Source organism: Streptomyces sp. NPDC058758, from assembly GCF_042746075.1.
In the GTDB taxonomy this organism is placed as follows: domain Bacteria; phylum Actinomycetota; class Actinomycetes; order Streptomycetales; family Streptomycetaceae; genus Streptomyces.
In genome coordinates, this window is the sequence record NZ_JBHYPS010000055.1 from 12,233 (window position 1) to 39,094 (window position 26,862).

Below are 26,862 nucleotides of genomic sequence, written 5' to 3' on the forward strand. Positions count from 1 at the left end.
ACCGACAACCCGCACCCGTCCCCGTACACGCAGAAGGAAGGCCCCCGACATGACCCGGGTCCTCGTGGTCGACGACGAGCCGCAGATCGTCCGCGCCCTGGTGATCAACCTCAAGGCGCGGAAGTACGAGGTCGACTCCGCCCCCGACGGCGCCACCGCCCTCAAGCTCGCCGCCGAGCGCCACCCCGACGTCGTCGTCCTCGACCTCGGCCTGCCGGACCTCGACGGCGTCGACGTCATCAAGGGGCTGCGCGGCTGGACCCGGGTCCCGATCATCGTCCTCTCCGCCCGGCACACCTCCGACGAGAAGGTCGAGGCGCTCGACGCCGGCGCCGACGACTACGTCACCAAGCCCTTCGGGATGGACGAGCTCCTCGCCCGGCTGCGCGCCGCCGTCCGCCGCGCCGAACCCGTCGGCGGCGCCGAGGACGGGGTCGTCGTGGTCGAGACCGAGGACTTCACCGTCGACCTCGCCGCCAAGAAGGTGCACCGCGACGGACGGGACGTCCGCCTCACCCCCACCGAGTGGCACCTCCTGGAGGTCCTGGTCCGCAACGGCGGCCGCCTGGTCAGCCAGAAGCAGCTCCTCCAGGAGGTCTGGGGACCCTCGTACGGCACGGAGACCAACTACCTGCGGGTCTACATGGCCCAGCTGCGCCGCAAGCTGGAGACCGACCCCTCGCACCCCCGCCACTTCGTCACCGAACCGGGGATGGGCTACCGCTTCGAACGTTGAGACGAGCCTGCTCCCGTGCCCGCGGCGGCCGGTACGCTTTTGGGTATGAGTGCTGCACCCCGTACCGACAAGCCGACAGGCCGGTTCCGCCGGATGCTCGACCGGCTCTCCTCCTCCCCGGAGGACCTGGAGTCGGAGGAGCTCCAGGAGGACACGGCGGCCTCGGGCTGCACGCGGATCTCCGACTGTTCCGACCGCCAGATCGTCAAGGTGACTGGTACCTTGCGCACGGTCACGCTGCGCCCCCGGGCCGGTGTCCCGGCCCTGGAGGCCGAGCTGTTCGACGGCACCGCGCCGCTGGACGTCGTCTGGCTGGGCCGGCGCTCCATCGTGGGCATCGAGCCGGGCCGCAAGCTGATCGCCTCCGGCCGGATCTCCATGAGCCACGGTCGGCGGGTCCTCTTCAATCCCAAATACGAGCTCCGACCGCTCGGACAGGAGTAGCCGGTGACGTCCGTCGACAAGCCGACCACCGCACCGCCGATCCCGGACCAGGACGCCCGGACCGACAAGGCGGTGACCGAGGCCGCGCTCTTCGAGGCGTTCGGCGGCGTCCGGGGCATGGTCGAGACGGTCCTGCCCGGACTGCTCTTCGTCACGATCTACACGATCAACAAGGACCTGAAGAGCTCGGCCGTCGCCGCGCTCGCCGTCTCCCTGCTGCTCGTCGTCGTCCGGCTCATCCGCCGCGACACCGTCAAGCACGCCTTCAGCGGCGTCTTCGGCGTCGGCTTCGGCGTCGTCTTCGCGATGATGACCGGGAACGCCAAGGACTTCTACCTCCCCGGCATGCTGTACACGCTGGGCCTCGCCCTCGCGTACATCGTCACCACCCTCGCCGGCGTCCCGCTGATCGGCCTCATCCTCGGCCCGGTCTTCAAGGAGAACCTCTCCTGGCGGACCCGGAACCCCGGCCGGAAGAAGGCCTACGCCAAGGCCAGCTGGGCCTGGGGCCTGATCCTCCTCGCCAAGTGCGCGATCCTCTTCCCGCTCTACTGGTGGGCCGACACCACCCAGCTCGGCTGGGTCCTCGTCGCGCTGAAGATCCCGCCCTTCCTGCTCGCCGTCTACCTCACCTGGGTCTTCCTCGCCAAGGCGCCGCCGCCGATCGACGTCTTCGCCGAGATGGAGGCCGAGGAGCAGGCCGAGAAGGAGCGCAAGGCCGCCGCGGCCCGCGCCGCCGGAGGACCGGACGCCTCCTAGGAGCGCGCGCACGTACGCGGAAGGGCCCGGGACCTGTGACGGTCCCGGGCCCTTCCGCGTACGGTACGGCTCTACTCCGCCGGCTCCCGGCGGACCTGGAGCAGCTCCTCCAGCTGCTCCTCGCGCGCCTGCGCCGCCACGAACAGCAGCTCGTCGCCGGCCTCCAGGGTCTCCTCGGGGCTCGGCGTCAGCACCCGCGAACCGCGGATGATCGTCACCAGCGAGGTGTCCTGCGGCCAGGCGACCTCGCCCACCTGCGTACCGGCCACCGCCGACTCCGGCGGCAGCGTCAGCTCCACCAGGTTGGCGTCGCCGTGGCTGAAGCGGAGCAGCCGCACGAGGTCGCCGACGCTCACCGCCTCCTCCACCAGGGCCGACATCAGACGCGGGGTGGAGACGGCGACGTCCACGCCCCACGCCTCGTTGAACAGCCACTCGTTCTTCGGGTTGTTCACCCGGGCGACCACCCGGGGCACCCCGTACTCGGTCTTCGCCAGCAGCGAGACGACCAGGTTCACCTTGTCGTCGCCGGTGGCCGCGATGACCACGTTGCAGCGCTGGAGCGCCGCCTCGTCCAGCGAGGTGATCTCGCAGGCGTCGGCCAGCAGCCACTCCGCCTGCGGCACCCGCTCCACCGAGATGGCGGTCGGCGCCTTGTCGATGAGCAGGACCTCGTGGCCGTTCTCCAGGAGCTCGCCCGCGATGGAACGGCCCACCGCGCCCGCGCCCGCAATCGCGACACGCATCAGTGACCGCCCTCCTCGGGACCCTCGGCGAAGGCCGCCTCGACCTTGGTGATCTCGTCCGTGCGCATCATCACGTGCACCAGGTCGCCCTCCTGGAGCACCGTCTGCGAGCTGGGGATGACCGCCTCGCCCAGCCGGGTGAGGAAGGCGACCCGCACGCCGGTCTCGTCCTGGAGCCGGCTGATCTTGTGGCCGATCCACGCCGGGGAGGTGTGCACCTCGGCGAGCTGGACGCCCCCGCTCGGGTCGCTCCACAGCGGCTCCGCGCCCGAGGGCAGCAGCCGGCGCAGCATCTGGTCGGCGGTCCAGCGGACCGTCGCCACCGTCGGGATGCCCAGGCGCTGGTAGACCTCGGCGCGCCGGGGGTCGTAGATCCGCGCCGCCACGTTCTCGATGCCGAACATCTCGCGCGCCACCCGGGCCGCGATGATGTTGGAGTTGTCGCCGCTGCTCACCGCGGCGAAGGCGCCGGCCTCCTCGATGCCCGCCTCGCGCAGCGTGTCCTGGTCGAAGCCCACGCCGGTGACCCGCCGGCCTCCGAAGCCGGAGCCCAGGCGGCGGAAAGCCGTCGGGTCCTGGTCCACGACGGCGACCGTGTGGCCCTGCTGCTCCAGGGTCTGCGCGAGAGCGGCTCCCACTCGCCCGCAGCCCATGATGACGATGTGCACGTCCCCGTTACCCCGCACTCCTGATCGCCTTGCTGACCTGCGAAAACACCCTGCTCACAACTTTCCTCGCCCGATCGGCCCGGGCCGTGGCGGACAACGCCCTGCCGGGTTGCCCGGTCCGAGCTTAAGCGGCATCGCTGGCCGGGACCGCATCCGAGGTGATACTCAGGGAGATTCGGTGCCCATCGGGGGTGCCGGTGCGCGTGGCTCTTTTCGAACGCTTACGATCCTCTGCGTGTCCAAACTGACCGACGTGCCCAAACGGATCCTGATCGGGCGGGCCCTGCGCAGCGACAAGCTCGGAGAGACCCTTCTCTCCAAGCGGATCGCCCTCCCCGTCTTCGCCTCCGACCCCCTGTCGTCGGTGGCGTACGCACCGGGCGAGGTCCTCCTCGTCCTCTCCGCCGCCGGTCTGTCGGCCTACCACTTCAGCCCGTGGATCGCGCTCGCCGTCGTCGTCCTGATGTTCACGGTCGTCGCCTCGTACCGGCAGAACGTGCACGCGTACCCGAGCGGCGGCGGCGACTACGAGGTCGCCACCACCAACCTCGGGCCGAAGGCCGGACTCACCGTCGCGAGCGCCCTGCTCGTCGACTACGTCCTCACCGTCGCCGTCTCGATCTCCTCCGGCATCGAGAACCTCGGCTCCGCGATCCCCTTCGTCGTCGAGCACAAGGTCGCCTGCGCCGTCGGCGTCATCGTCCTCCTCACCGTGATGAACCTCCGCGGCGTGAAGGAGTCCGGCAGCCTCTTCGCCATCCCGACGTACGTCTTCGTCTTCGGCGTCTTCTGCATGATCGCCTGGGGCGCCTGGCGCGGCCTGGTCCTCGACGACACCATGCAGGCGCCCACCGCCGACTTCGAGATCAAGCCGGAGCACCCGGGACTCGCGGGCTTCGCCCTGATCTTCCTGCTGCTGCGCGCCTTCTCCTCCGGCTGTGCCGCCCTCACCGGCGTCGAGGCCATCTCCAACGGCGTCCCCGCCTTCCGCAAGCCGAAGTCGAAGAACGCCGCCACCACCCTCGCGCTCATGGGCGGCCTCGCCGTCACCATGTTCTGCGGCATCATCTTCCTCGCCCAGGCCACCGACGTCCGGATGGCCGAGAAGCCCGCCGAGGACCTGCTGGTGAACGGCGTCCCGGTCGGCGAGGGCTACGTCCAGGACCCGGTCATCTCCCAGGTCGCCGCCGCCGTCTTCGGCGACGGAACGTTCTTCTTCGTCCTGCTCGCCGCCGCCACCGCGCTCGTCCTCTTCCTGGCCGCCAACACGGCGTACAACGGCTTCCCGCTCCTCGGCTCGATCCTCGCCCAGGACCGCTACCTGCCGCGCCAGCTGCACACCCGCGGCGACCGCCTCGCCTTCTCCAACGGCATCGTGCTCCTCGCCGGCGCCGCCGCGCTCCTCGTGGTGGTCTACGGCGCCGACTCCACCCGCCTCATCCAGCTGTACATCGTCGGCGTCTTCGTCTCCTTCACGCTCAGCCAGATCGGCATGGTCCGGCACTGGAACCGGCACCTGAAGACGGAGAAGGACCCGGCCAAGCGCCGCCACATGATCCGCTCCCGCGCGATCAACGCCTTCGGCGCCTTCTTCACCGGCCTCGTCCTCGTCGTCGTCCTCGCCACCAAGTTCACCCACGGCGCCTGGGTCGCCCTGCTCGGCATGGTGATCTTCTACGTGACGATGACCGCGATCCGCCGCCACTACGACTCCGTCGCCGCGGAGATCGCCGCCGCCGAGGAGCGGCCCGACGAGTACGTCCGCCCCTCCCGGGTCCGGTCCGTCGTCCTCGTCTCCAAGCTCCACAAGCCCACCCTCCGCGCCCTCGCCTACGCCAAGCTGCTGCACGCCCACGAGCTGGAGGCGCTGACGGTCAACGTCGACCCGGCGGAGACCAGGGCGCTCAAGGAGGAGTGGGAGCGGCGCGGCATCAACGTGCCGCTGAAGATCCTCGACTCGCCGTACCGCGAGATCACCCGGCCGGTCATCGAGTACGTGAAGAACCTCCGCAAGGAGAGCCCGCGCGACGCCGTCTCGGTCTACATCCCCGAGTACGTCGTGGGCCACTGGTACGAGCACCTGCTCCACAACCAGTCGGCGCTCCGCCTCAAGGGCCGGCTCCTCTTCACCCCGGGCGTGATGGTCACCTCCGTCCCGTACCAGCTCCAGTCCTCCGAGGCCGCGAAGAAGCGGGCGAGGAAGCGCCAGGAGTGGAACGCGCCGGGCTCGGTCCGCCGCGGCCCCGTCGAGAAGGCCAAGAAGGAACCGACCGCGAAGAGCAACTAGACTGGTGGGCTGCTGTGCGAACAGCAGCCCCCTTTCTCTTCCTCCCCTTCTGTCACTGGAGCCCCCGATCATGCAGAACACCCCTGTGAAGTCCCTGATCGGGGAGGAGTACGAGGTCGAGGTCGGCCCCGTGGCCCACGGCGGCCACTGCATCGCGCGCACGGAGGAGGGCCGCGTCCTCTTCGTCCGCCACGCGCTGCCGGGCGAGCGCGTCCGCACCCGCGTCACGGAGGGCGACGAGAGCAGCCGCTTCCTGCGCGCCGACGCCGTCGAGATCCTGGAGGCGTCCAAGGACCGCATCGAGGCGCCGTGCCCCTTCGCCGGCCCCGGCAAGTGCGGCGGCTGCGACTGGCAGCACGCCAAGCCGGGCGCCCAGCGCCGCCTCAAGGGCGAGGTGATCGCCGAGCAGCTGAAGCGGCTCGCGGGCCTCACCCCGGAGGAGGCCGGCTGGGACGGCACCGTCGTCCCCGCGGAGGGCGACAAGCTCCCGGCGGGCGAGGTCCCGCAGTGGCGCACCCGCGTCCAGTACGCCATCGATACCGAAGGCCGCGCGGGCCTGCGCAAGCACCGCTCGCACGAGGTCGAGGTCATCGACCACTGCATGATCGCCGCGCAGGGCGTCTCCGAGCTGGGCATCGAATCCCGCACCTGGGAGGGCATGGCCACCGTCGAGGCCATCGCCGCCTCCGGCTCGAACGACCGCCAGGTCATCCTGACCCCCCGCCCCGGCGCCCGCCTCCCGCTCGTCGAGCTCGACAAGCCGGTCTCCGTGATGCGCGTCGACGAGAAGGACGGCGGCGTCCACCGCGTCCACGGCCGCGCCTTCGTCCGCGAGCGCGCCGACGAGCGCACCCACCGCGTCGGCAGCGGCGGCTTCTGGCAGGTCCACCCGAAGGCCGCCGACACCCTCATGAAGGCCGTCATGCAGGGCCTCCTCCCGCGCAAGGGCGACACCGCCCTCGACCTCTACTGCGGCGTCGGCCTCTTCGCCGGCGCCCTCGCCGACCGCGTCGGCGACCAGGGCGCCGTCCTCGGCATCGAGTCCGGCAAGCGCGCCGTCGAGGACGCCCGCCACAACCTGGCCGCCTTCCCGCGCGTCCGCGTCGAACAGGGCAAGGTCGAGTCCGTCCTCCCGCGCACCGGCATCACCGAGGTCGACCTCATCGTCCTCGACCCCCCGCGCGCCGGCGCCGGCAAGCAGACCGTCCACCACCTCGCCGGCCTCGGCGCCCGCCGCATCGCCTACGTGGCCTGCGACCCCGCCGCCCTCGCCCGGGACCTCTCCTACTTCGCGGAACGGGGCTACCGAGTCCGGACACTGCGCGCTTTCGACCTGTTCCCGATGACGCACCACGTGGAGTGCGTGGCGATTCTGGAGCCGGTGAAGTAGGGCGCTGGGCCGGGGTCCGAGCGTTCCTCCGTGGCCGGGGCCCTTATCCTGATCGAGCGTCAGGGTCCTTGCTGGGTGCGGTCTTTGACCGTCGTGTGAGGGGGCGGATACGTTCGGGTGATGGACATTTTGCGTTACGTGGCCTTCAGTTCCGATCCGCTCGGCGGGAATCCGGCGGGGGTGGTGCTGGATGCCGCGGGTGTCGACGAGGCGGCCATGGTCGCCACCGCGGCGGAGGTCGGTTACTCGGAGACGGCGTTCGCCGTCCCGCGTGCCGACGGGGCGCTCGACATCCGCTACTTCAGCCCGCGGGCCGAGGTCCCGTTCTGCGGCCACGCCACCATCGCCACCGCCGTCGCCCACGCGCACCGGCACGGCGTCGGCGAGTTGCTCCTGCACACCAAGGCCGGGCCGGTTCCGGTGACCACCTCGGTCCGCGAGGACGGTTCCGTCGCCGCCACCCTGGTCAGCGTCGCGCCGCGCACCGAGGAGATCGGCGACGCCGACCTGGCCGAACTCCTCGCCGCCCTGCGCTGGTCCGCGGCCGACCTCGACCCCGCCCTGCCGCCCCGGGTCGCCTATGCCGGAGCCCGGCACCCCGTGATCGCCGCGGCCACCCGCGACCGGCTGGGCGACCTCGCCTACGACATGGCGGCGTTGGGCGCCCTGATGGCGCGCCGCGACTGGGTCACGGTCGCCCTCGTCCACCGCGAGTCGGACACCGTCTTCCACGCCCGCAACCCCTTCCCGCCCGGCGGAGTCGTCGAGGACCCCGCGACGGGCGCCGCGGCCGCCGCGCTCGGGGGCTACCTCCGGGAGCTCGGGCTCGTGGACACGCCCGCCGTCCTGACGGTGCACCAGGGCGTGGACATGGGCCGCCCGAGCCTTCTCACCGTGGGCGTCCCGGCGGACGGGGCGAGCGGCATCGAGGTGACGGGCACCGCCGTTCCCCTCGGCTGACGGAGCCCCCCCACGTCACGCGGTGGCCCCGGCGGCGCCGGGACGGGACACTTCCGCCCGGGAGGGCCGGGCGTCCCGTCCCGGCGCGAGGTCAGCCGCGGAAGGACTCCGGGCGCTCCGGCGAAGCCTCCGCCAGGGCGCGTTCGACCGCCTCCACGCCGCCCCGCAGGCCGTACACCGGGGTGTCGGGCTGCTGGCGCCAGGAGTCGTCGATGCCGCCCGCGTCGACCGTGTCGAAGCCGAGCTCGTCGATGAGTTCGCGGACCGCCTTCTTCGCCTGCTCGTCGTCGCCCGCGACCGGAAGGGCGATGCGCTCGGGGTCGCCGGCCGGGCGGTGGCGGTCCAGGATGTCCTGCGCGTAGGTGCCGTTGAAGGCCTTGATCACCGGATGCCCCAGGTGGCGCTCGGTCCAGCGGCTCTCGGTCAGGCCCTCGTCCTCGATGGCCGCGATGCGCCCGTCGCGCTCACGCGGGTAGTAGTTGCCGGTGTCGATCACGGCGAAGCCCTCGGCGGCCCCGTCGAAGAGCCCGGCGGCCGGGAGGTCCGGGACGGCCTTCAGCGGGATGGTGACGACGACGATCCGCGCGCCCCGGGCGACTTCGGAGACCGGCACCGGGGTGGCGCCGGTCTCCTCGGCGAGGGCGGTGAGCGTGTGCGGACCGCGGGAGTTGGCGACGTACACCTCGTGGCCGAGGGCGGTGAGGCGACGGGTGAGGTTGCCGCCGATGTTGCCTGCTCCGATGATGCCGATCCTCATGGCAGTCCCTCCTCGTGAACGGGTGGCGCGGTACGCCGTCGTGACAGTCCGCAACAGGGCCGCCCCCGGGCGTTATTCCCCCGCCGGTGGGGTGGGGGTGTCGCCGGCGGCGGTGCCGGCGGGGCGGCGTGGGCGGGGGCGGTGGCCGTCCGCCGGCGCCAGGTACTCGGCGAGCAGGGCCGCCGCCTCCAGCATGGCCAGGCCCCTGGCGGTGACGCGGGCCCGCCAGGCGGCCAGGGCCGCTTCCAGGGACGGGGTGTCGCCCGCCGTGCGGACCTCCTGGACGACGGTGGCGATGAGGGGCAGCGGGTGGTGTCCGCGGCGGAGGAAGTGGGCCAGTTCGGCGTCGCGGACGTCGTCGGCGTCGTAGGTGCGGTGGTTCGTGTCGGGGCGGCGGGTGGGGGCCAGGACACCCGCCCGCTCCCAGGCGCGGACGGTGGCCACGCTGACGCCCAGGCGGCGGGCCAGCTCGCCGATCGTGAACGGCTGCGTGACGCGCGGGGCCCGCCGGGGCGCACCGGACGGATGTCCCCGCAGGTGGGCCAGGACCTCGGCCACGGCGTCCAGTGTGCCCCGGTCGCGCAGGAGTTCGGCGTGGCTCCGGTCCACCCCGGCCAGGGCGTCGTCCAGCCGCCCCTCCACGGCGGCGCGCATGATCGTGCCGCTCCCGGCGTAGCCGTGGGCCGGGATCAGGGCCAGGTACGTGCGCAGGGCCGCGGCGTGCCGCTCGGTGTAGCGGCGGTAGCCGGTGCCGCTCCGCTCGGCCGGCGGGAGGAAGCCGTCGCGCTCGTAGTTGCGCACCGTCTGCGGAGAGATGCCGTGCTCCCGGGCCAGGTCGGCCGGGCGGAGGTAGGTCATGTTTGAGACTTTACAGGGGTGGAGGGGTGAGGAGAGGCCGAGACCAGGCTGTTCAGGCGGGTGAGGGAGCCGGGCTGGGTGGCCGAAGGTTCAACCGAATATGCAGGTGTAGCTTCCAGCCCATGGGCGGATGGGCCGGCCGTGTTCATCCGCCCGTTCCCTGTTCTGCTCCCTGTCCCGTCCTCCTCTTCCCTGCTCCCGTACGGACCCTCCAGGGGGTTCGGTGAAAGGTCGCGCAGATGACTCCCACTCCCGTAGGCGCCCCCCGCGCCGTCGACGCCGCCGGTCTCCTGAAGGTGGTCGGGGCCCGGCCGCGGCTGCTCGCGCTGGGGGAGCCGACCCATGGCGAGGACGCCCTCCTCGACGTGCGGAACGACCTCTTCCGGGAGCTGGTCGAGGAGTACGGCTACCGGACCGTCGCGGTCGAGAGCGACTGCCTGGCCGGGCTGGTCGTCGACGACCACGTCACCTCCGGCGCCGGCGACCTCGACGACGTCATGGCACGCGGTTTCAGCCACGGCTTCGGCGGTTCGGCGGCCAACCGCGAACTGGTCCGCTGGATGCGCGCGTTCAACGCGGGACGGCCCGCCGACGACCACGTGCGGTTCGCCGGTTTCGACGGCCCGCTGGAATCGAGTGGTGCCGCGAGCCCCCGGCAGGCCCTCACCGCGCTCCACGCCTTCCTCGCCGCGCGCTGCGACGCCCCGGCGCTGCCCTGCACCGCCGAGGCCCTCGACGGGCTCCTCGGCCCCGACGCCCGCTGGACCGAACCGGCCGCGATGCGGGACCCGTCCCGGTCCGTGGGGCGGACGCCCGGGGCCGAGCGGCTGCGTCTGATCGCCGACGACCTGGCCGCCCTGCTCGACGCCCAGGTGCCGGACCTGCGGGACCGGGACGAGCGCGAAGCCTGGGACCGGGCCCGGCTCCACGCGCGGACCGCCTCCGGACTGCTGCGCTACCACTTCTGGACGGCCGACACCTCGCCCGCCCGCCTCGGATGGCTGCTCACCCTCCGCGACTCCATGATGGCCGCCCGGCTGCTCGCCCTCGCCGAGCGCGGCCCGGTCCTCGCGCACGGCCACAACGGGCACCTCCAGCGCGAGCGGAGCGCGATGAGCCTGGGCGGCCGGCGGGAGGAGTGGTGGGGCGCCGGGGCGATCGCCGCCTCCCGGCTCGGTGAGGAGTACGCCTTCGTGGCCACCGCCCTCGGCACGATCCGCCACCGCGGGGTCCAGGACCCGCCGCCGGACACCGTCGAGGGCATCCTGGCCGCCCTGCCCGGCGACCGGTGCCTCGTCGACCCGCGGCTGCTGGCCGCCGCGCTCGGAGACGTACCGCCCGCTCCCCGCGCGTCGGCCTGGTACGGCTACGCGCCGCTGGACCCGGCGCGGCTGGCGGGCATGGACGCCCTCGTCTTCGTGAAGGACGCCCCCGAAGGCCCGGAGTGGTGGCCCGCCGGCTGAGCCTCCGTCCACTCCCACCCCACCGCAGCTCACCCCGCCCCACCCCGCCGAAGGGACGCACCCCACCGGAAGCCAGACTCTCCCCGTGACCACCAGCGCCTCCGTCCTCCGACCTTCCCCCCTCACCCCCGGCACCGGTCACGCTCCCTCCCACCACGGCGAACTCCTCCAGGGCGTCTTCCTCGACGCCGACGGGCGCCCCCGGGCCGGCCTCGTCACCCTCCCCGTGGACACTCCCGGCACCCGGGCCGACTTCACCCCCCTCCCGGGCACTCCGCCGGACGCCGTCGCCGTCGTCCCCGCGGGCCGTACCAAGGCGGCCAGGGCCGCGCGGTTCGCCGTCGCGCTGTGCGCGGAGCGCACCGGGCGGTCCGCGTGCGGCGGCACCCTCCGGCTGGCCGGCGGCGTCCCGCTCGGACTCGGCATGGGCAGCTCCACCAGCGACGTCCTCGCGAGCGTGCGCGCCGTCGCCGACGCGTACGGGCTCCGCCTCGACGCCGGCACCACCGCCCGGCTCGCCGTCCGCGTCGAGCGGGCCAGCGACCCGCTCATGCTCGACGCGCGGCCCGTCCTCTTCGCCCAGCGGGAGGGCCGGGTCCTCGAAGTCCTCGGGCCGGCCCTCCCGCCGCTGTTGGTCGTCGGGTGCCTGCTCGGCGGGGGCGCGGCCGTCGACACGCTCGGCCTGCCCGCTCCTGCGGCCACCCGCGCCGAACTGCGTGCCTACGCCCGGCTCCGCGACCGGCTCCGGCGCGCCGTCGCCGACGGCGACGCCGCGCTCCTCGGCCGGGTCGCCACCGCCAGCGCCCGCAGGGCCCAACGCGTGCTGCGGCACCCGGAGTTCGAGGCGTTCGTGGCCCTGGCGCGCCGCACCGGCGCGGTCGGGGTGCAGATCTCGCACAGCGGCTCCGTCGCCGGTGTCCTCCACGACCCGGCCGTCCCCGGTGCGGGGGCCCGTGCCGAGGCCACCCGGCGCGCGCTCGACGCCCACCGCATCCCGTACACCCGCACGTTCACGGTCGCCGGAGAATCCAACTCCCGGCATGTAAAAGGGAGTCCGAGTCCCGGATGCCGCTGGACAGCGAAAGGATGCTCCCTACACTGAAGCGCATGCCTCCTGCCACCCTGGTGCCCGAGCCCGCCGCCCAGCCCGCCGTCGCGCCCACGCCGCCCCTCGCCGCCCGGCTGGGGGGCGTCGCCTCCTCCCCGGTGCGGGAGATCCTGGCGCTCACGGCGCGCCCCGAGGTCATCTCGTTCGCCGGCGGCCTGCCCGCCCCCGAACTCTTCGACACCGCCGGCATCAAGGCCGCCTACGAGGCCGTCCTCACGGACACCCCGCACTCCGCCCTCCAGTACTCCACCACCGAGGGCGACCCCGGCCTGCGCGAGGCCGTCGCCGCCCGGCTGACCGCCCGCGGGACGGCCACCACCGCCGACGACCTGCTCGTCACCACCGGCTCCCAGCAGGCCCTCACCCTGCTCGCCACGGCGCTCCTCGAACCGGGCGGCGTCGTCCTCGTCGAGGACCCCTGCTACCTCGCCGCCCTCCAGTCCTTCGGCTTCGCCGGCGCCCGCGTCGTCCCCGTCCCCACCGACGAGGACGGCATCATCCCCGAGGCCCTCGACGAGATCGCCGCCCGCGAGAAGCCCACCCTCCTCTACGTCATCCCGACCTTCCAGAACCCCACCGGCCGCACCCTGCCCCTCGCGCGCCGCACCGCCGTCGCCGAGGCCGCGGCCCGCCACGGCTTCTGGATCGCCGAGGACGACCCGTACGGCGAGCTCCGCTTCGACGGAGAGCCCGTGCCCCTCGTCGCGAGCCTCCCCGCCGGCGCCGACCGCACGGTCCTCCTCGGCTCCTTCTCCAAGGTCATGGCCCCCGGCCTGCGCCTCGGGTACCTGCGCGCCCCCGCCGCGCTCCGGCGCGCCTGCGTCATCGCCAAGCAGGCCGCCGACCTGCACACCTCCACCGTCGACCAGGCCGCCGTCGCCCGCTACCTCCGGGACCGCGACCTCGACGCCCACGTCGCCGGAGTGCGCGCCGCCTACCGCGCCCGCCGCGACGCCATGCTCGACGGCCTGCCCGCCGCCCTCCCCGGCGGCAGCCGCTGGAACCGGCCCGAGGGCGGCATGTTCGTCTGGGCCACCCTCCCCGAGGGCCACGACGCCACCGCCCTCCTCCCCGCCGCCGTCGGCCACGACGTCGCCTACGTCCCCGGCGCCCCCTTCTTCGCCGGCACCCCCGACCCGGCCTCCCTCCGCCTCTCCTTCACCACCCACACCCCCGAGGAGATCGCCGAGGGGCTGAGCCGCCTGGCCAGGATCTTCGCGTGAGGCCGGGACCGCCCGTGACCGGCCCGTAGCCCTCCCGTCACCCGTTCGCCCGTGTCGTTGTTGGGCCGAACGGGTGAGGGGCGGGAGGATGGGGCCATGAGTAGGTACGAGAGGTACGACGTCACCGACGAGCAGTGGGAGGGCCTGGCCCAGGTCCTGCCGCTGCGCGGCCGTGACGAATGGCCGTCCAGGGTCGACCACCGCACGATCCCCGAACAGTACGAGTCCGCCGAACAGCGCCGCATGGTCGTGCTGCGGGTCCAGGTCTTCGCCGACGCCCGCGAGGTCGCCGAGTACCTCATCGCCCAGATCCCGGTCCTGCTCGACCTCACCGGCGCCGACCCCGAAGTCGCCAAGCGCGTCCTCGACTTCAGCAGCGGCGTCGTCTTCGGCCTCGGCAGCGGCATGCACCGCGTCGACCGCAACGTCTTCCTGCTGGCCCCTCCCGGGACCGAGGTCGAGAGCACCGGCGACGGCCCGGCCGGCGACGAGGACGACGAGCCCGTCGGCGCCCCGCGCGCGGGTGTCCCCCGATCGTAGGAAGGCCCTCTCGGCGTAACGGTTCGTCAGCACGGCCCCTGCGTACGGTCCGATCATGGACCTCACCAGCGGCTCCGCCCTCGCCCGCACGCCCGACTCCCGTACCTCCGGATCCCCTGCCTCCGGATCCGGAGCTCCCGACACTCGTACTCCCGAATTCCGTACCTCCGCGTCCGTGTCCGCGGTCCCTCGTCCGGAGACCGTGCCGCATCCCCGTCCGACCCCCTCACCGGTTCCTGTTCCGGTCCCGGCCTCGGATCCGGTCCCGGGGGCAGGCGGCGGCGGCGGGGCTCGTACGGGGGCGGGCGCGGGTACGGAATCAGGGGCCGACACGAGTACGCGTACGGTCACGGGACCGGGCGCGGGGCCGAGCGCCGTCCCGCGGTCCCGCGAGGGCGGCGGCGCAGGGGCGGGCTCCGGGGGCCGCGCCGGGTCCGGGGCCCGCCGCCGTCCGCGTACCGACGGCGGCGTCGCGGGGGCCGAGCCGCCGGCGGTGCCGCGGCCCGTGGTGACGGAACTGCGGCTCTCCGCCTACGCCGGACGGCAGCGCGCCACGTACCGCCTCGGGCCCGTCACCCTCTTCACCGGCCCCAGCGGCAGCGGCAAGTCCACCGTCCTCGGCGCCTACGAGGCGCTCGCGCGGCTCGGCGCGGGGGACCCGCTCGCCGAGGTCTTCCCCGACCCCGCCGCCCTCGTCCCCGACGGCGCCCAGCCCGACTCCCAGGGGCGCCGGGGCTTCCGCATCGGCTGCACCGTCGACGGACCCGTCGGCCCGGTCCGGCTGGACCTCGCCGTCCAGGCCGAACCGCAGCTCCGCATCGTCGGCGAACGCCTCACCCGGCACGACCGTACCCTCCTCACCACCGCCCTCAGGGACCCCGGCCGCGCCACCGTCCAGGCCGCCTGGCTCACCGCGGGCGCCACCCCCGTCACCCGCGCCCCGCTGCCCGACGACCTCCTCGGCACCGCCCTCCTCCCGCTGCGGGTCGCGGGCGCCACCGAGGGACAGCGCGAGGTGCTCGCCGCGGCCGAACAGGCGGTGGTCGGCCTGCGCTCCCTCTTCCCCTGCGCCCCCGAGCCGGCCAGGATGCGCGCCCCCGCCCTTCCCGGCGAGGGCCGGCTCCTGCGCGACTGCGCCAACCTCGCCGAGGTGCTGCACCGCACCCACACCGCCTGCCCGCGCCGCCACCAGCGCCTCGCCGCCGTCGCCGGCGCGGGCTGCGCCGGACCCGTCACCGGCGTCGGGGTGCGGGAACTCGCCGACGGCACCGTCCACGCCCTCCTGGACCGGGGCACCCGGCCCGCCACCCCGCTCGGCCGCCTCGGCGACGGCGAACTGCGCTACCTGGCCCTCGCGCTGACCCTCCTGACCGGCCCGGGCGTCCTCGCCATGGACCGCATCGCGGAGGTCCCGGACGCCATGCAGTGCCTCACCCTCCTCACCGACGACCTCGACCGGGGGCTCGACGACCGCCAGTGCTCCGCCCTCCTCGACCTGGCCGCCGCCATCGCCGCCGACGGCCACATCCGGCTCGCGGGGGCGGTCCGCGAGGGCACCGCGGCGGAAGCCCGGCGGACGCCCGGCGTGACGGTGGTAGACCTGACCCCGTGACGGACACCGAACACGACGTGGCGGGGCTCCAGCGCCGCCTCGCCGCCTTCGCGGCGGCGCGCGACTGGCAGCCCTACCACACGCCCAAGAACCTGGCGGCGGCGCTCAGCGTCGAGGCGGCCGAACTGCTGGAGATCTTCCAGTGGTCGACCCCCGAGCAGGCGGAGAGGGTGATGGAGGACCCGGACTCGGCCCACCGGGTCGAGGACGAGGTGGCCGACGTCCTCGCCTATCTCCTCCAGTTCTGCCAGGTGTTGGGGCTCGACCCGCTTGCCGCGCTCGCCGCCAAGATCGACCGGAACGAGCTCCGTTTCCCGCCCCGCAGACGGGACGGAAGGGACGAGTCGGACGCCGATGGGAGCGATCGTCACTCTTCGGAGTGATCGCTTCATCCCGGTCGAGATGCCTGTCCACAGATTTCCGAATTCCTCTGGTGCCGGGGCTCAGGCGGCCTCACTCTGGGTAGTGGATTGAGGGAACGGCAAGTCGCACGAACGGGGGCGGAGTTGATGGAAGCGGAGCGGCTCGTCCTGGCCGGCCTGCACGCGCTGGCCGAGAGCGGGACGGCACACGACATCGTGGCGGAAGCCTGGCAGGCCCGAGCCCTCGCCCAGGCCATAGGGAGTCACCTCGCCCTCTGCGGACCGCTGGAGCTGCGGGGCGAGGCGCGGGGGCTGAGCGAGGCGGGGGAGTACCCGGCGTGGGGCGCGGCCGGGCCGCGCGCCGCCCGGCTGACCGAGGTCGGGGACCCGCGTTCGGCGCTCACCGCCCTCGGGGAACTCCTCGGGGAGGTCGGCATCGCCCTCGTCGGGGTGGCCTCGGTCACCGACGACGAGGGGCTGTACTGGCAGTGCATGGAGGCGATCGACGCCGCCGACGAGGCCGGCGACCGGGTCCGGGGGATGCTCCGTCGCCTCGACGTCCGAGAACAGGGCCGGGCCCGCCCTCCCGACCCGCCCCGGGGCCGAGCGGGCCCCCTGCCGGCCATCCCGCACCCCGGCCACGCCGCCCCCCGCCCGGCCCCCGAGCCCGGCCGGGAGCGGGAGCAGGAGCAAGAGCGGGAGCAGGAGTGGGAGCGGGGGCCGGAACCGGAGCGGGGACGCGGCCGGGCCCGGGACCGGTGACGGCCCCGGGCCCGGAGACGGGAGCGGCGAGCGAGGGGAGAAAGGAAAGAGGAGGGAGGGGAAGGGGAGCGGGGCAGGAGAGAGGGGACGGCGGTCGATCAGAGGGCTTCGCGACCGCTGCCGTGGTCGCCGCCGTGACCGTTGGCAGGGCTGCCGCCGTGGCCGGTGACGTACGCGTCGGCGGTGGCTTCCGGCTCCAGGCGCTCCGCCGTGGACTGGAGGTCGGCGTCCAGCTGGGAGAGGTCGGCGGAGAGGGCGGCCATCAGCTCCTCCATCTGCTGGAGCAGCCCCTTCGGGGCTCCCGGAGCCTGCTGCTCGGGCACGGACTGCGGCACGGACTGCGGCGCGTGCTGCTCGGGCAGTGCCTGCTCCGACGCGGCTTCCTGGGACATCGCGGCCTCCTCGACCCGGACCCCGGCCGGCTCGGACGGGACCACGGGAGAAGAACGACGCACCGGCTGCGGCCGCCGGCACGCGGGCCGGGCGGTCCGGCTCCGCACGAGCAAACGACGGGGCCCGGTCACGGTCACTGGCCAGTGCTGACGCGTCCCGCCAGGGGGACGGATATTCACCCGCCCGTGCCGGACGGGCCCGCACGCTGACGCACGGCTTGACGCGCGGTTTGACACGAACGGCTCGACACGCACCGACGGTGCAGGATGGAGGCATGGATCTTCGCATCTTCACGGAACCCCAGCAGGGCGCCGACTACGACACCCTCCTCAGGGTGGCCCGCGCCACCGAGGAGCTCGGCTTCGACGCGTTCTTCCGCTCCGACCACTATCTGCGCATGGGCCCGGGCGACGGCCTGCCCGGGCCGACCGACGCCTGGATCACCCTCGCGGGGCTCGCCCGGGAGACCCGGCGGATCCGCCTCGGCACCCTGATGACCGCCGGCACCTTCCGGCTGCCGGGCGTCCTCGCCATCCAGGTGGCCCAGGTCGACCAGATGTCGGGCGGGCGGATCGAACTCGGCCTCGGCGCGGGGTGGTTCGAGGAGGAGCACACCGCCTACGGCATTCCGTTCCCGAAGGAGAAGTTCGGCCGGCTGGAGGAGCAGCTGGCGATCGTCACGGGCCTGTGGGAGACCGAGCCGGGCAAGACCTTCTCCTACGAGGGAAGGCACTACCGCCTCGCCGACTCGCCCGCCCTGCCCAAGCCCGCCCAGCGGAAGATCCCGGTCCTGATCGGCGGCCACGGCGCGACCCGCACGCCGAGGCTGGCGGCGCGGTACGCGGACGAGTTCAACATCCCGTTCGCGTCCCTGGAGGACACCGAGCGGCAGTTCGGCCGCGTCCGCGCCGCGGCCGAGGAGGCCGGGCGGCCCGCCGACGACCTCGTGTACTCCAACGCGCTGGTCGTCTGCGTCGGCAAGGACGACGCCGAGGTGGCGCGCCGGGCGGCCGCCATCGGCCGGGACGTGGCGGAGCTGAAGGCCAACGGCCTCGCGGGCTCGCCCGCGGAGGTCGCCGACAAGCTCGGCCGCTACGCGGCGGTCGGCTCCTCCCGGGTCTACCTCCAGGTCCTCGACCTGGACGACCTGGACCACCTGGAGCTGATCTCCGCCCAGGTCGCGCCGCAGCTGGGCTGAGTCCGATGGCACCGGCCCGGACGTTCGCCCAGGCGCTCGCCGACGGGGTGCTGGTCCTCGACGGCGGGCTCTCCAACCAGCTGGAGGCCCAGGGCTGCGACCTGTCGGACGCGCTCTGGTCGGCGCGGCTGCTCGCCGACGCGCCCGAACAGATCGAGGCGGCCCACACCGCCTACGTCCGGGCCGGAGCCGAGGTGCTGATCACCTCCGGCTACCAGGCCACCTACGAGGGCTTCGCCCGCCGGGGCCTGGACCGGGCGGCCACGACGGCGCTCCTGCACCGGAGCGTGTCACTGGCCGGGGAGGCCGGGCGGGGGAGCCGCTGGGTGGCGGCCTCCGTGGGGCCGTACGGGGCGATGCTGGCGGACGGGAGCGAGTACCGGGGGCGGTACGGGCTGTCGGTCCGGGAGCTGGAGCGCTTCCACCGCCCGAGGGTGGAGGCCCTCGCGGCGGCGGGGCCGGACGTGCTGGCCCTGGAGACGGTGCCGGACGCCGACGAGGCGGAGGCGCTCCTGCGGGCGGTCGCCGGGTGCGGGTTGCCGGTCTGGCTCTCGTACACGGTGGCGGGCGGCCGGACCCGGGCCGGGCAGGGGCTGGCCGAGGCCTTCGCGGTGGCGGCGGGGAACGACCAGGTGGTGGCGGTCGGGGTGAACTGCTGCGACCCGGCCGAGGCGGCCGGGGCGCTGACGGTCGCCGCCGGGGTGACCGGAAAGCCCGGCGTCGTCTACCCCAACAGCGGCGAGCGCTGGGACGCCCGCTCCCGCGGGTGGCGCGGCGGCACGGCCTTCGGCCCCGCCGAGGCCCCCGGCCTGGCCGAAGCCTGGGCGGCGGCCGGCGCCCGCCTGATCGGCGGCTGCTGCCGCGTCGGCCCCGGCACGATCGCCGCCCTGGCCGGATGGAGGGGCTGAGGAGCCGGTCTGTCGGTGCCGGGAGGCAGACTGCTGCGCATGACTGTGGTGACCGCGCGGGATTACGCCTGGATACGTTCCTCCCGGATGTTCGGCGACGCGATGAGGGGCGGATACGGCCTGGCCCTTGTCCGCGGCCTCGCCCCCACCGACGTACTGCGTCTGATGGAGGCCGAGCCGAAGGGCACGGGCGAGGGACTGGAGGCTCTGGTCGAGGAGCACCTGGAGCATCGCGACGCGACGGACTACCGGGACGACTCCTTCATCGCGGGCGCTTTCACCGTGCCGGGAGCAGACGGCGACTGGACGCTCGTCTTCGACTTCGACGGGGGCGTGGGGGTGACACGGTTCATGCCGGCCCTGTCGCGGAACGGAAGAGCCGTGTCGCATTCCACCAACGGGGGCATGCCGATCGACCTTTTCGACTGGTACGAGGGCGGTGAGCTGCGGACCGGCTTCGAATGGCCCACGAACAGATACGGCAGCACCCCGGACGAGCTGGTCCCGGTGATGCGTGAGATCGGCTTCGACCTGGGCGAGGACGAGGACGGCACGGGCCCGAGCACCGATACCAAGGCGGCGGTGCTCGCCCTCACCGAGCACCTGACGGGGGTGCGGCTCACGGAGCAGCTTCTCGGGAACGCCGAGTACCACTTCGGGCACGTGCCGGAGGCGCCCGCCGAGGAGTGGACCAAGGTGATCATCGACGTCACCGGTGCGGACGGGGAACGGTTCCACGAAGAGGTCACCCGCGAGGAGGTGGAGGCCGCCACCGCCCTCGCCCGGACCCGAGCCGGGGAACCGATCGTCGTCCTCGGTCCCTCGTCACCCGCTCCTTAGGCGGCGCCGTCGCTCGGCCCGGGGGGGGCGGGGGAAAATTGCTGGTGGGTGGGGGTGGGGGGCTTCATACTCGGGCCTGTGTTCCTGACGATCAGTACCACCGGCAACCCGGAGCGACCCGCGACCGATCTCGGATTCCTGCTGCACAAGCATCCCGGGCGGGCGCAGGCGTTCTCGACCTCGCACGGCGTCGCGCACGTGCTCTACCCCGAGGCCACCGCGGAGCGCTGCACCGCGGCCCTCCTCCTGGAGGTGGACCCCGTGGCGCTGGTGCGCCGCGGCAAGGGCAAGGGGCGGGGCGGCGCCCCGGACGCGGCACTCGCGCAGTACGTGAACGACCGGCCCTACGCCGCGTCCTCGCTGCTCGCGGTCGCCCTCGCGCAGGTCTTCAAGACGGCGCTGCACGGGGTGTGCCGGGCGCTGCCGGAGCGGGCGGCGGGGCCGATGCCGTTGCGGATCGAGGTGCCGGTGCTGCCGGCCCGGGGCGGTGCTGCGCTGGTCCGGGAGCTGTTCGGGCCGCTGGGCTGGACGACGGTGGACGCCGAACCGCTGGCGCTGGACGCGGAGTTCCCCGAGTGGGGCGACTCGCGGTACGTGCGGCTGGTCCTGGAGGGCGAGGGGCTGCGGCTCGCGGACGCGCTGAACCAGCTCTACGTGCTGCTGCCGGTCCTCGACGACGCCAAGCACTACTGGGTGGCGCCCGACGAGGTGGACAAGCTGCTGCGGGCCGGCGAGGGCTGGCTGGCGTCCCACCCGCGGCGCGAGCTGATCACCACCCGCTACCTGTCCCGCCGCCGGAGCCTCGCCCGCGAGGCGTCGGAGCGGCTCGAACTGGTGCGGCTGGCCGAGGCCGACGGGCTCGACGTCGAGGACGTCGACAACGCCGTGGACGAGACGAGCGACACCGAGGAGCGGCCGGTGCCGCTCGCCGCGCACCGGCGGGCGGCGATCCTGGCGGCGCTGCGGGCCGCGGGGGCCGCGCGCGTCCTCGATCTGGGCTGCGGCCAGGGGCAGTTGGTGCAGGAGCTGCTCAAGGACGTCCGGTTCACGGAGATCGTGGGCGTGGACGTGTCGGTACGGGCGCTGACCGTCGCCGCGCGCCGGCTGCGGCTGGACCGGATGGGCGAGCGGCAGGCGGCCCGGGTGAAGCTGGTGCAGGGCTCGCTCGCGTACACGGACAAGCGGCTCGGCGGCTATGACGCGGCGGTGCTGAGCGAGGTGATCGAGCACCTGGACCTGCCGAGGCTGCCGGCCCTGGAGTACGCGGTGTTCGGCGCGGCCAGGCCCCGTACGGTCGTGGTGACCACGCCGAACGTCGAGTACAACGTGCGCTGGGAGTCGCTGCCCGCCGGGCGCGCCCGGCACGCCGACCACCGCTTCGAGTGGACCAGGGCGGAGTTCCGCGCCTGGGCGGCCGGGGTGGCCGAGCGGTACGGATACGGGGTGGAGTTCGCGCCCGTCGGGACGGACGACCCCGAGGTGGGGGCGCCCACGCAGATGGGCGTGTTCACCCGGACCGGCGCGGAGGCCGGAAGCGACGAGAGGGAGAAGGAGGGCCGGGCATGAGTGCCGACACGAACGTCACCACCACCGCGGACGGGGCGGGGAAGCGGCTGCTGCCCGTCACCGACCTGTCCCTCGTCGTGCTCGTGGGGGCGACCGGTTCCGGGAAGTCGTCCTTCGCGCGCCGGCACTTCAAGCCGACCGAGGTGGTGTCCTCGGACTTCTGCCGGGGACTCGTCGCGGACGACGAGAACGACCAGTCGGCGTCGAAGGACGCCTTCGACGTCCTCCACTACATCGTGGGCAAGCGGCTCGCGGCCGGCCGGCTGACCGTCGTCGACGCCACCAACGTGCAGCGCGAGGCGCGCCGCCAACTGGTGGCGCTGGCCCGCGAGCACGACGTGCTGCCGATCGCGATCGTGCTCGACCCGCCGGAGGCGGTGTGCCGGGAGCGCAACGCCCTGCGGGCCGACCGGGCCGGCATGCCCGATCACGTGATCCCCCGTCACCGGCGCGAACTGCACCGGGGGTTGAAGGGACTGGAGCGGGAGGGCTTCCGCAAGGTCCACGTCCTCAGGTCGGTCGCGGAGGCGGACGCGGCGGAGGTGGTGCGGGAGCGCCGCTTCAACGACCTGCGCCACCTCACCGGACCGTTCGACATCATCGGCGACGTCCACGGGTGCCGGAGCGAGCTGGAGACGCTGCTCGGCCGGCTCGGCTATGTCGACGGCGCGCACCCGGAGGGGCGCACGGCGGTCTTCGTCGGCGACCTGGTCGACCGGGGGCCGGACTCACCGGGCGTGCTGCGCCGGGTGATGGGCATGGTGGCGGCCGGGAACGCGCTCTGCGTGCCGGGCAACCACGAGAACAAGCTGGGGCGCTGGCTGAGGGGCGGGAAGGTCCAGCGGACCCACGGCCTCGCCGAGACGATCGAGCAGCTGGAGCGCGAGCCCGCCGAGTTCCGGGAGGAGGTGCGGAAGTTCATCGACGGACTCGTCAGCCACTACGTCCTCGACGGCGGCGACCTGGTGGTGTGCCACGCCGGCCTGCCGGAGAAGTACCACGGCCGCACCTCGGGCCGGGTCCGCTCGCACGCGCTGTACGGCGACACCACCGGCGAGACCGACGCCTTCGGACTGCCGGTGCGCTACCCGTGGGCGGAGGACTACCGGGGCCGGGCGACGGTCGTGTACGGCCACACGCCGGTGCCGACGACGTCCTGGGTCAACAACACCATCTGCCTGGACACCGGCGCGGTGTTCGGCGGGCGGATGACCGCGCTGCGCTGGCCGGAGCGCGAACTCGTCGACGTACCGGCCGAGCGGGTCTGGTACGAGCCGGCCCGGCCGCTGGCGTCCGAGGCGCCCGGCGGCCACGAGGGCCGGCCGCTCGACCTCGCCGACGTGCACGGACGGCGGACGGTGGAGACCCGGCACCTGGGCCGCGTGGCGGTCCGCGAGGAGAACGCGGCGGCGGCCCTGGAGGTCATGAGCCGCTTCGCGGTCGACCCCCGGCTGCTCGCCTACCTGCCGCCGACGATGGCGCCGACGCCGACCGCGCGGGCCGAGGGCTATCTGGAGCACCCGGCGGAGGCGTTCGCGCAGTACCGGGCGGACGGCGTCGAGCGGGTCGTGTGCGAGGAGAAGCACATGGGCTCGCGGGCGGTGGCGCTGGTCTGCCGGGACGCGGAGGCGGCCCGGGAGCGGTTCGGCGTGGACGGGCCGACGGGCGCCCTGCACACCCGCACCGGCCGTCCGTTCCTCGACGACGCCGCCGCCACCGAGGAGGTCCTGGCGCGGCTGCGGACGGCGATCGGCGCGGCCGGCCTGTGGGAGGAGCTCGACACCGACTGGCTGCTGCTGGACGGCGAGCTGATGCCGTGGTCGCTGAAGTCGGGCGGACTGCTGCGCCACCAGTACGCGGCGGTCGGCGCGGCGTCGGGAGCCGTCCTCCCGGAGGCCGTGCGGGCGCTGGAGTCGGCGGTCGCGCGCGGGGTCGAGGGGCTCGACGGGCTGCTCGCGGCGCAGCGGGAGCGGGCGGCCGACGCGGGCGCGTTCACCGAGGCGTACCGGCGGTACTGCTGGCCGACGGACGGCCTGGACGGGGTGCGGTTCGCGCCCTTCCAGCTGCTCGCCGTGCGGGGGCGCTCGCTCGCGGAGGTCCCGCACGACACGCAGCTGGGGTGGCTGGACCGGCTCGTGGAGCACGATCCGACGGGGCTGCTCCAGGTGACGCGGCGGATCCTCGTCGACACCGGCGACGAGGAGTCCGTCCGCGCGGGCACCGACTGGTGGCTGGAACTGACCGGCGCCGGCGGCGAGGGCATGGTCGTCAAGCCGCTCGCCGCGCTGGTCAGGGACGGCTCGGGCCGTCCGGTGCAGCCGGGGGTGAAGGTGCGGGGCCGGGAGTACCTGCGGATCGTGTACGGCCCCGAGTACACCCGTCCGGAGAACCTGGCGCGGCTGCGGCAGCGCTCCCTCGGCCACAAGCGCTCGCTCGCCCTGCGCGAGTACGCGCTCGGTCTGGAGGCGCTGGAGCGGCTCGCGGCCGGGGAGCCGCTGTGGCGGGTGCACGAGGCGGTCTTCGCGGTGCTGGCCCTGGAGTCGGAGCCGGTGGACCCGAGGCTGTAGGGGGCACGCGGCGGGCCCCGGCGGCGGGGGCGGGCCCCCTGGAGCGGGGCCCCGGTGGGGAATTCGGCCGTGCGCGTCCCACGCGCACGGCCGTCCGCTCCGTCAGGATGGGCGCATGGGATTCCATGTCGACTCAGAGACCGGCCGGCTCCGCCGCGTGATCCTCCACCGCCCCGATCTGGAGCTGAAGCGGCTGACCCCGTCCAACAAGGACGCCCTGCTCTTCGACGACGTGCTGTGGGTGCGGCGGGCCCGCCAGGAGCACGACGGCTTCGCGGACGTGCTGCGGGACCGGGGCGTGGAGGTGCACCTCTTCGGCGATCTGCTGGGGGAGGCGCTGGAGGTGCCGGCGGCGCGGGCGCTGGTCCTGGACCGGGTCTTCGACGAGAAGGAGTACGGGCCGCTCGCCGCCGACCACCTGCGGGCCGCCTTCGACTCGCTGGGCACCGGCGCGCTGGTGGAGGCGCTGGTGGGCGGGATGACGAAGCGGGAGTTCCTGGCGGCGCACCGGGAGCCGACGTCGGTCCGCTTCCACGCGCTGGAGCTGGACGACTTCGTGCTCGGTCCGCTGCCGAACCACCTCTTCACCCGGGACACCTCGGCGTGGATCTACGACGGGGTGTCGATCAACGCGATGAAGTGGCCGGCGCGGCAGCGCGAGACGGTGCACTTCGAGGCGATCTACAAGCACCACCCGCTCTTCACGGGTCCGGAGGCGGGGGCGTTCCACCACTGGTCGGAGGGCCAGGCGGACTACCCGTCGACGATCGAGGGCGGCGACGTGCTCGTCATCGGCAACGGCGCGGTGCTCATCGGGATGAGCGAGCGGACGACGCCGCAGGCCGTGGAGATGCTGGCGCGGGGGCTGTTCGCGGCGGGGTCGGCGCGGACGATCGTGGCGCTCGACATGCCGAAGCGGCGGGCGTTCATGCACCTGGACACGGTGATGACGATGGTGGACGGGGACACCTTCACCCAGTACGCGGGGCTCGGGATGCTGCGCTCGTACACGATCGAGCCGGGCGACGAGGGGCAGGCGCTGCGGGTGACGGACCATCCGCCGGAGCAGATGCACAGCGCGATCGCCGCCGCGCTGGGGCTCCAGGACGTGCGGGTGCTGACGGCGACACAGGACGTGCACGCGGCGGAGCGGGAGCAGTGGGACGACGGCTGCAACGTGCTGGCGGTGGAGCCGGGGGTGGTGGTGGCGTACGAGCGGAACGTGACGACCAACACGCACCTGCGGAAGCGGGGCATCGAGGTGATCGAGATCCCGGGGAGCGAGCTGGGGCGGGGCCGGGGCGGCCCGCGCTGCATGAGCTGCCCGGTGGTGCGGGACGCGGTGTGAGGCGGGGGGTACGGGGTGAGGTGCGGGGCGCGGTGTGAGGCGGAGGCATGGGGTGAGGTGTGAGGCGGGGGACGCGGTGTGAGGCGCGGGAAGGACCGGGGGTCTGTATAAGCATGCTGATGTACGTATAGACTTCCAGCGTCCCGTACGGCTCGTCCCTGCCCGTACCCACCCACCCGAGGAGCGCCCACCATGGCCCTTGACCTCTCCGGCCGCCACTTCCTCAAGGAGCTGGACTTCACCGCCGAGGAGTTCCGCGGCCTGGTCGACCTCGCCGCCGAGCTGAAGGCCGCCAAGAAGGCCGGCACCGAGGTGCGCCGGCTCTCCGGCAGGAACATCGCCCTGATCTTCGAGAAGACCTCCACCCGCACCCGCTGCGCCTTCGAGGTCGCCGCCGCCGACCAGGGCGCCTCCACCACCTACCTCGACCCCTCCGGCTCCCAGATGGGGCACAAGGAGTCGGTGAAGGACACCGCCCGCGTCCTCGGCCGCATGTTCGACGGCATCGAGTACCGGGGCGACAGCCAGGCCACCGTGGAGGAGCTGGCCGAGTTCGCCGGCGTCCCCGTCTTCAACGGCCTGACCGACGACTGGCACCCCACCCAGATGCTCGCCGACGTGCTCACCATGACCGAGCACAGCGACAAGCCCCTGGAGTCGATCACCTTCGCCTACCTCGGCGACGCCCGCTTCAACATGGGCAACTCCTACCTCGTCACCGGAGCCCTGCTCGGCATGGACGTGCGGATCGTCGCGCCCGAGGCGTACTGGCCCGCAGAGGAGGTCGTCGCCGCCGCCCGCGAGCTGGCCGAGGCGAGCGGGGCCAGGCTCACCCTCACCGAGTCCGTCGCCGAGGGCGTCCGGGGCGCCGACTTCGTCGTCACCGACGTGTGGGTCTCGATGGGCGAGCCCAAGGAGGTGTGGGACGAGCGGATCGCCGCCCTCGCCCCGTACTCCGTCACCATGGACGTGCTGCGCGCCACCGGGAACCCCGACGTCAAGTTCCTGCACTGCCTGCCCGCCTACCACGACCTCGGCACCAAGGTCGCCCGCGAGGTCCACGACCGGCACGGCCTGACCGAGCTGGAGGTCTCCGACGAGGTCTTCGAATCGGCCCACTCGGTCGTCTTCGACGAGGCCGAGAACCGGCTCCACACCATCAAGGCTGTCCTCGTCGCCACCCTGGCCGGCCCCGCGCCGCGGCCCACCGGGGCATAGCTTTGCGCCCGATTGGGTGAATATGCGGCGTACGGTCTACGATCGCATCGTTCAGGGGGGTGGGGGCATACATGACCCGGCCCCCCACACCCAAGCGCCACGGGCCGGACACCCAAAACCCCACACAAGAAGCAACCCAAGGTTTGGCG

24 protein-coding genes and 1 pseudogene are annotated in these 26,862 nt (G+C 73.7%); 20 read left to right on the plus strand and 5 right to left on the minus strand.

The window, feature by feature from the left end:
• Positions 1 to 49 precede the first annotated feature (49 nt).
• From ACFW6A_RS35890 to ACFW6A_RS35900, 3 genes are read left to right on the plus strand one after another with little or no spacing between them, the layout of a single operon-like run.
• Positions 50 to 736 (plus strand): response regulator, encoded by a 687-nt coding sequence (locus ACFW6A_RS35890; protein WP_189955327.1) that lies wholly within the window; start codon positions 50 to 52, stop codon positions 734 to 736.
• 45 nt (positions 737 to 781) lie between these two features.
• Positions 782 to 1,180 carry an OB-fold nucleic acid binding domain-containing protein gene (locus ACFW6A_RS35895; RefSeq protein WP_386483301.1) on the plus strand — a complete coding sequence of 133 codons (399 nt, stop codon included), beginning with the start codon at positions 782 to 784 and terminating at the stop codon, positions 1,178 to 1,180.
• Positions 1,181 to 1,183: 3 nt separating this feature from the next.
• Entirely contained in the window at positions 1,184 to 1,939 is a 756-nt protein-coding gene (locus ACFW6A_RS35900; RefSeq protein ID WP_351846709.1) for a DUF3159 domain-containing protein, read from the plus strand.
• 71 nt (positions 1,940 to 2,010) lie between these two features.
• Here the strand turns inward: ACFW6A_RS35900 and ACFW6A_RS35905 are convergent, their stop codons facing one another.
• Positions 2,011 to 2,685, minus strand: coding sequence for a TrkA family potassium uptake protein (locus ACFW6A_RS35905; RefSeq protein WP_169094115.1), 675 nt, complete (start codon positions 2,683 to 2,685; stop codon positions 2,011 to 2,013).
• Complete coding sequence (locus ACFW6A_RS35910; RefSeq protein ID WP_043230230.1) at positions 2,685 to 3,353, minus strand: TrkA family potassium uptake protein; 669 nt, start codon at positions 3,351 to 3,353, stop codon at positions 2,685 to 2,687. Before ACFW6A_RS35910 ends, ACFW6A_RS35905 begins: the two co-directional genes overlap by 1 nt.
• Before the next feature lie 235 nt (positions 3,354 to 3,588).
• Here ACFW6A_RS35910 and ACFW6A_RS35915 point away from each other — a divergent pair, with 235 nt between their 5' ends.
• The 3 genes from ACFW6A_RS35915 (at position 3,589) to ACFW6A_RS35925 (ending at position 7,990) form a co-directional block, all read left to right on the plus strand.
• A complete protein-coding gene (locus tag ACFW6A_RS35915) occupies positions 3,589 to 5,640 on the plus strand; it encodes an APC family permease (RefSeq protein ID WP_351846705.1) in 2,052 nt (683 codons plus the stop codon).
• A 70-nt stretch (positions 5,641 to 5,710) separates the two neighbouring features.
• Positions 5,711 to 7,030, plus strand: a complete 1,320-nt coding sequence (locus ACFW6A_RS35920; protein ID WP_386645858.1) for a class I SAM-dependent RNA methyltransferase — start codon at positions 5,711 to 5,713, stop codon at positions 7,028 to 7,030.
• A 120-nt stretch (positions 7,031 to 7,150) separates the two neighbouring features.
• Entirely contained in the window at positions 7,151 to 7,990 is an 840-nt protein-coding gene (locus ACFW6A_RS35925; protein WP_351846615.1) for a PhzF family phenazine biosynthesis isomerase, read from the plus strand.
• 91 nt (positions 7,991 to 8,081) lie between these two features.
• On the opposite strand, the gene ACFW6A_RS35930 is transcribed toward ACFW6A_RS35925, so the two are convergent.
• Together ACFW6A_RS35930 and ACFW6A_RS35935 are read right to left on the minus strand one after the other, a co-directional pair.
• Positions 8,082 to 8,801, minus strand: a complete 720-nt coding sequence (locus ACFW6A_RS35930) for an NADPH-dependent F420 reductase (protein ID WP_386485129.1) — start codon at positions 8,799 to 8,801, stop codon at positions 8,082 to 8,084.
• Between the two features lie 18 nt (positions 8,802 to 8,819).
• Positions 8,820 to 9,605: a MerR family transcriptional regulator gene (locus ACFW6A_RS35935; RefSeq protein WP_386645861.1), complete on the minus strand. Its 786-nt coding sequence runs from the start codon at positions 9,603 to 9,605 to the stop codon at positions 8,820 to 8,822.
• Positions 9,606 to 9,844: 239 nt separating this feature from the next.
• Between ACFW6A_RS35935 and ACFW6A_RS35940 the strand changes: the two genes are divergently transcribed.
• The 7 genes and pseudogenes from ACFW6A_RS35940 to ACFW6A_RS35970 all read left to right on the plus strand — a co-directional run.
• Positions 9,845 to 11,068, plus strand: a complete 1,224-nt coding sequence (locus tag ACFW6A_RS35940; protein WP_386645864.1) for an erythromycin esterase family protein — start codon at positions 9,845 to 9,847, stop codon at positions 11,066 to 11,068.
• 85 nt (positions 11,069 to 11,153) lie between these two features.
• Positions 11,154 to 12,170 (plus strand): GHMP kinase, encoded by a 1,017-nt coding sequence (locus ACFW6A_RS35945; RefSeq protein ID WP_386645867.1) that lies wholly within the window; start codon positions 11,154 to 11,156, stop codon positions 12,168 to 12,170.
• A gap of 5 nt (positions 12,171 to 12,175) precedes the next feature.
• Positions 12,176 to 13,399: a PLP-dependent aminotransferase family protein gene (locus tag ACFW6A_RS35950; RefSeq protein WP_386485121.1), complete on the plus strand. Its 1,224-nt coding sequence runs from the start codon at positions 12,176 to 12,178 to the stop codon at positions 13,397 to 13,399.
• 96 nt (positions 13,400 to 13,495) lie between these two features.
• Positions 13,496 to 13,939 (plus strand): cell division protein SepF, encoded by a 444-nt coding sequence (locus tag ACFW6A_RS35955; RefSeq protein WP_351846602.1) that lies wholly within the window; start codon positions 13,496 to 13,498, stop codon positions 13,937 to 13,939.
• A gap of 493 nt (positions 13,940 to 14,432) precedes the next feature.
• Positions 14,433 to 15,551 (plus strand): ATP-binding protein, encoded by a 1,119-nt coding sequence (locus ACFW6A_RS35960; RefSeq protein ID WP_386645870.1) that lies wholly within the window; start codon positions 14,433 to 14,435, stop codon positions 15,549 to 15,551.
• Positions 15,548 to 15,934 (plus strand): nucleotide pyrophosphohydrolase, encoded by a 387-nt coding sequence (locus ACFW6A_RS35965; protein WP_386645873.1) that lies wholly within the window; start codon positions 15,548 to 15,550, stop codon positions 15,932 to 15,934. The genes ACFW6A_RS35960 and ACFW6A_RS35965 overlap by 4 nt, the downstream gene beginning before the upstream one ends.
• Before the next feature lie 126 nt (positions 15,935 to 16,060).
• Positions 16,061 to 16,549, plus strand: a pseudogene (locus ACFW6A_RS35970) (DUF6099 family protein); the annotation flags it as partial.
• Between the two features lie 224 nt (positions 16,550 to 16,773).
• Here the strand turns inward: ACFW6A_RS35970 and ACFW6A_RS35975 are convergent.
• A complete protein-coding gene (locus tag ACFW6A_RS35975; protein WP_386645876.1) occupies positions 16,774 to 17,067 on the minus strand; it encodes a hypothetical protein in 294 nt (97 codons plus the stop codon).
• A 275-nt stretch (positions 17,068 to 17,342) separates the two neighbouring features.
• Here ACFW6A_RS35975 and ACFW6A_RS35980 point away from each other — a divergent pair, with 275 nt between their 5' ends.
• The 7 genes from ACFW6A_RS35980 to argF all read left to right on the plus strand — a co-directional run bounded on the left by ACFW6A_RS35980 (position 17,343) and on the right by argF (position 26,713).
• The gene (locus tag ACFW6A_RS35980) at positions 17,343 to 18,266 is read left to right on the plus strand and encodes an LLM class F420-dependent oxidoreductase (protein ID WP_351846593.1); all 924 of its coding nucleotides are present in this window, start codon (positions 17,343 to 17,345) and stop codon (positions 18,264 to 18,266) included.
• 5 nt (positions 18,267 to 18,271) lie between these two features.
• A complete protein-coding gene (mmuM, locus tag ACFW6A_RS35985) occupies positions 18,272 to 19,174 on the plus strand; it encodes a homocysteine S-methyltransferase (protein WP_386645879.1) in 903 nt (300 codons plus the stop codon).
• A gap of 39 nt (positions 19,175 to 19,213) precedes the next feature.
• Positions 19,214 to 20,014 carry a DUF6461 domain-containing protein gene (locus ACFW6A_RS35990; protein ID WP_386645881.1) on the plus strand — a complete coding sequence of 267 codons (801 nt, stop codon included), beginning with the start codon at positions 19,214 to 19,216 and terminating at the stop codon, positions 20,012 to 20,014.
• 78 nt (positions 20,015 to 20,092) lie between these two features.
• Positions 20,093 to 21,580 (plus strand): 3' terminal RNA ribose 2'-O-methyltransferase Hen1, encoded by a 1,488-nt coding sequence (locus ACFW6A_RS35995; protein ID WP_351846585.1) that lies wholly within the window; start codon positions 20,093 to 20,095, stop codon positions 21,578 to 21,580.
• On the plus strand, positions 21,577 to 24,147 hold the full coding sequence (locus ACFW6A_RS36000; RefSeq protein WP_386645884.1) for a polynucleotide kinase-phosphatase: 2,571 nt from the start codon (positions 21,577 to 21,579) through the stop codon (positions 24,145 to 24,147). The genes ACFW6A_RS35995 and ACFW6A_RS36000 overlap by 4 nt, the downstream gene beginning before the upstream one ends.
• A 115-nt stretch (positions 24,148 to 24,262) precedes the next feature.
• Positions 24,263 to 25,495: an arginine deiminase gene (locus ACFW6A_RS36005; RefSeq protein ID WP_351846580.1), complete on the plus strand. Its 1,233-nt coding sequence runs from the start codon at positions 24,263 to 24,265 to the stop codon at positions 25,493 to 25,495.
• A gap of 192 nt (positions 25,496 to 25,687) precedes the next feature.
• Positions 25,688 to 26,713 carry an ornithine carbamoyltransferase gene (gene argF, locus ACFW6A_RS36010; RefSeq protein ID WP_386645887.1) on the plus strand — a complete coding sequence of 342 codons (1,026 nt, stop codon included), beginning with the start codon at positions 25,688 to 25,690 and terminating at the stop codon, positions 26,711 to 26,713.
• Positions 26,714 to 26,862: the final 149 nt, after the last annotated feature.

Coding starts and splice junctions, on each gene's coding strand:
- ACFW6A_RS35890 (WP_189955327.1), top strand. CDS start 50: ATGACCCGGGTCCTCGTGGTCGACGACGAGCCGCAGATCGTCCGCGCC.
- ACFW6A_RS35895 (WP_386483301.1), top strand. CDS start 782: ATGAGTGCTGCACCCCGTACCGACAAGCCGACAGGCCGGTTCCGCCGG.
- ACFW6A_RS35905 (WP_169094115.1), bottom strand. CDS start 2,685: ATGCGTGTCGCGATTGCGGGCGCGGGCGCGGTGGGCCGTTCCATCGCG.
- ACFW6A_RS35920 (WP_386645858.1), top strand. CDS start 5,711: ATGCAGAACACCCCTGTGAAGTCCCTGATCGGGGAGGAGTACGAGGTC.
- ACFW6A_RS35925 (WP_351846615.1), top strand. CDS start 7,151: ATGGACATTTTGCGTTACGTGGCCTTCAGTTCCGATCCGCTCGGCGGG.
- ACFW6A_RS35935 (WP_386645861.1), bottom strand. CDS start 9,605: ATGACCTACCTCCGCCCGGCCGACCTGGCCCGGGAGCACGGCATCTCT.
- ACFW6A_RS35940 (WP_386645864.1), top strand. CDS start 9,845: ATGACTCCCACTCCCGTAGGCGCCCCCCGCGCCGTCGACGCCGCCGGT.
- ACFW6A_RS35950 (WP_386485121.1), top strand. CDS start 12,176: ATGCCTCCTGCCACCCTGGTGCCCGAGCCCGCCGCCCAGCCCGCCGTC.
- ACFW6A_RS35955 (WP_351846602.1), top strand. CDS start 13,496: ATGAGTAGGTACGAGAGGTACGACGTCACCGACGAGCAGTGGGAGGGC.
- ACFW6A_RS35975 (WP_386645876.1), bottom strand. CDS start 17,067: ATGTCCCAGGAAGCCGCGTCGGAGCAGGCACTGCCCGAGCAGCACGCG.
- ACFW6A_RS35980 (WP_351846593.1), top strand. CDS start 17,343: ATGGATCTTCGCATCTTCACGGAACCCCAGCAGGGCGCCGACTACGAC.
- mmuM (WP_386645879.1), top strand. CDS start 18,272: ATGGCACCGGCCCGGACGTTCGCCCAGGCGCTCGCCGACGGGGTGCTG.
- ACFW6A_RS35990 (WP_386645881.1), top strand. CDS start 19,214: ATGACTGTGGTGACCGCGCGGGATTACGCCTGGATACGTTCCTCCCGG.
- ACFW6A_RS36000 (WP_386645884.1), top strand. CDS start 21,577: ATGAGTGCCGACACGAACGTCACCACCACCGCGGACGGGGCGGGGAAG.
- ACFW6A_RS36005 (WP_351846580.1), top strand. CDS start 24,263: ATGGGATTCCATGTCGACTCAGAGACCGGCCGGCTCCGCCGCGTGATC.
- argF (WP_386645887.1), top strand. CDS start 25,688: ATGGCCCTTGACCTCTCCGGCCGCCACTTCCTCAAGGAGCTGGACTTC.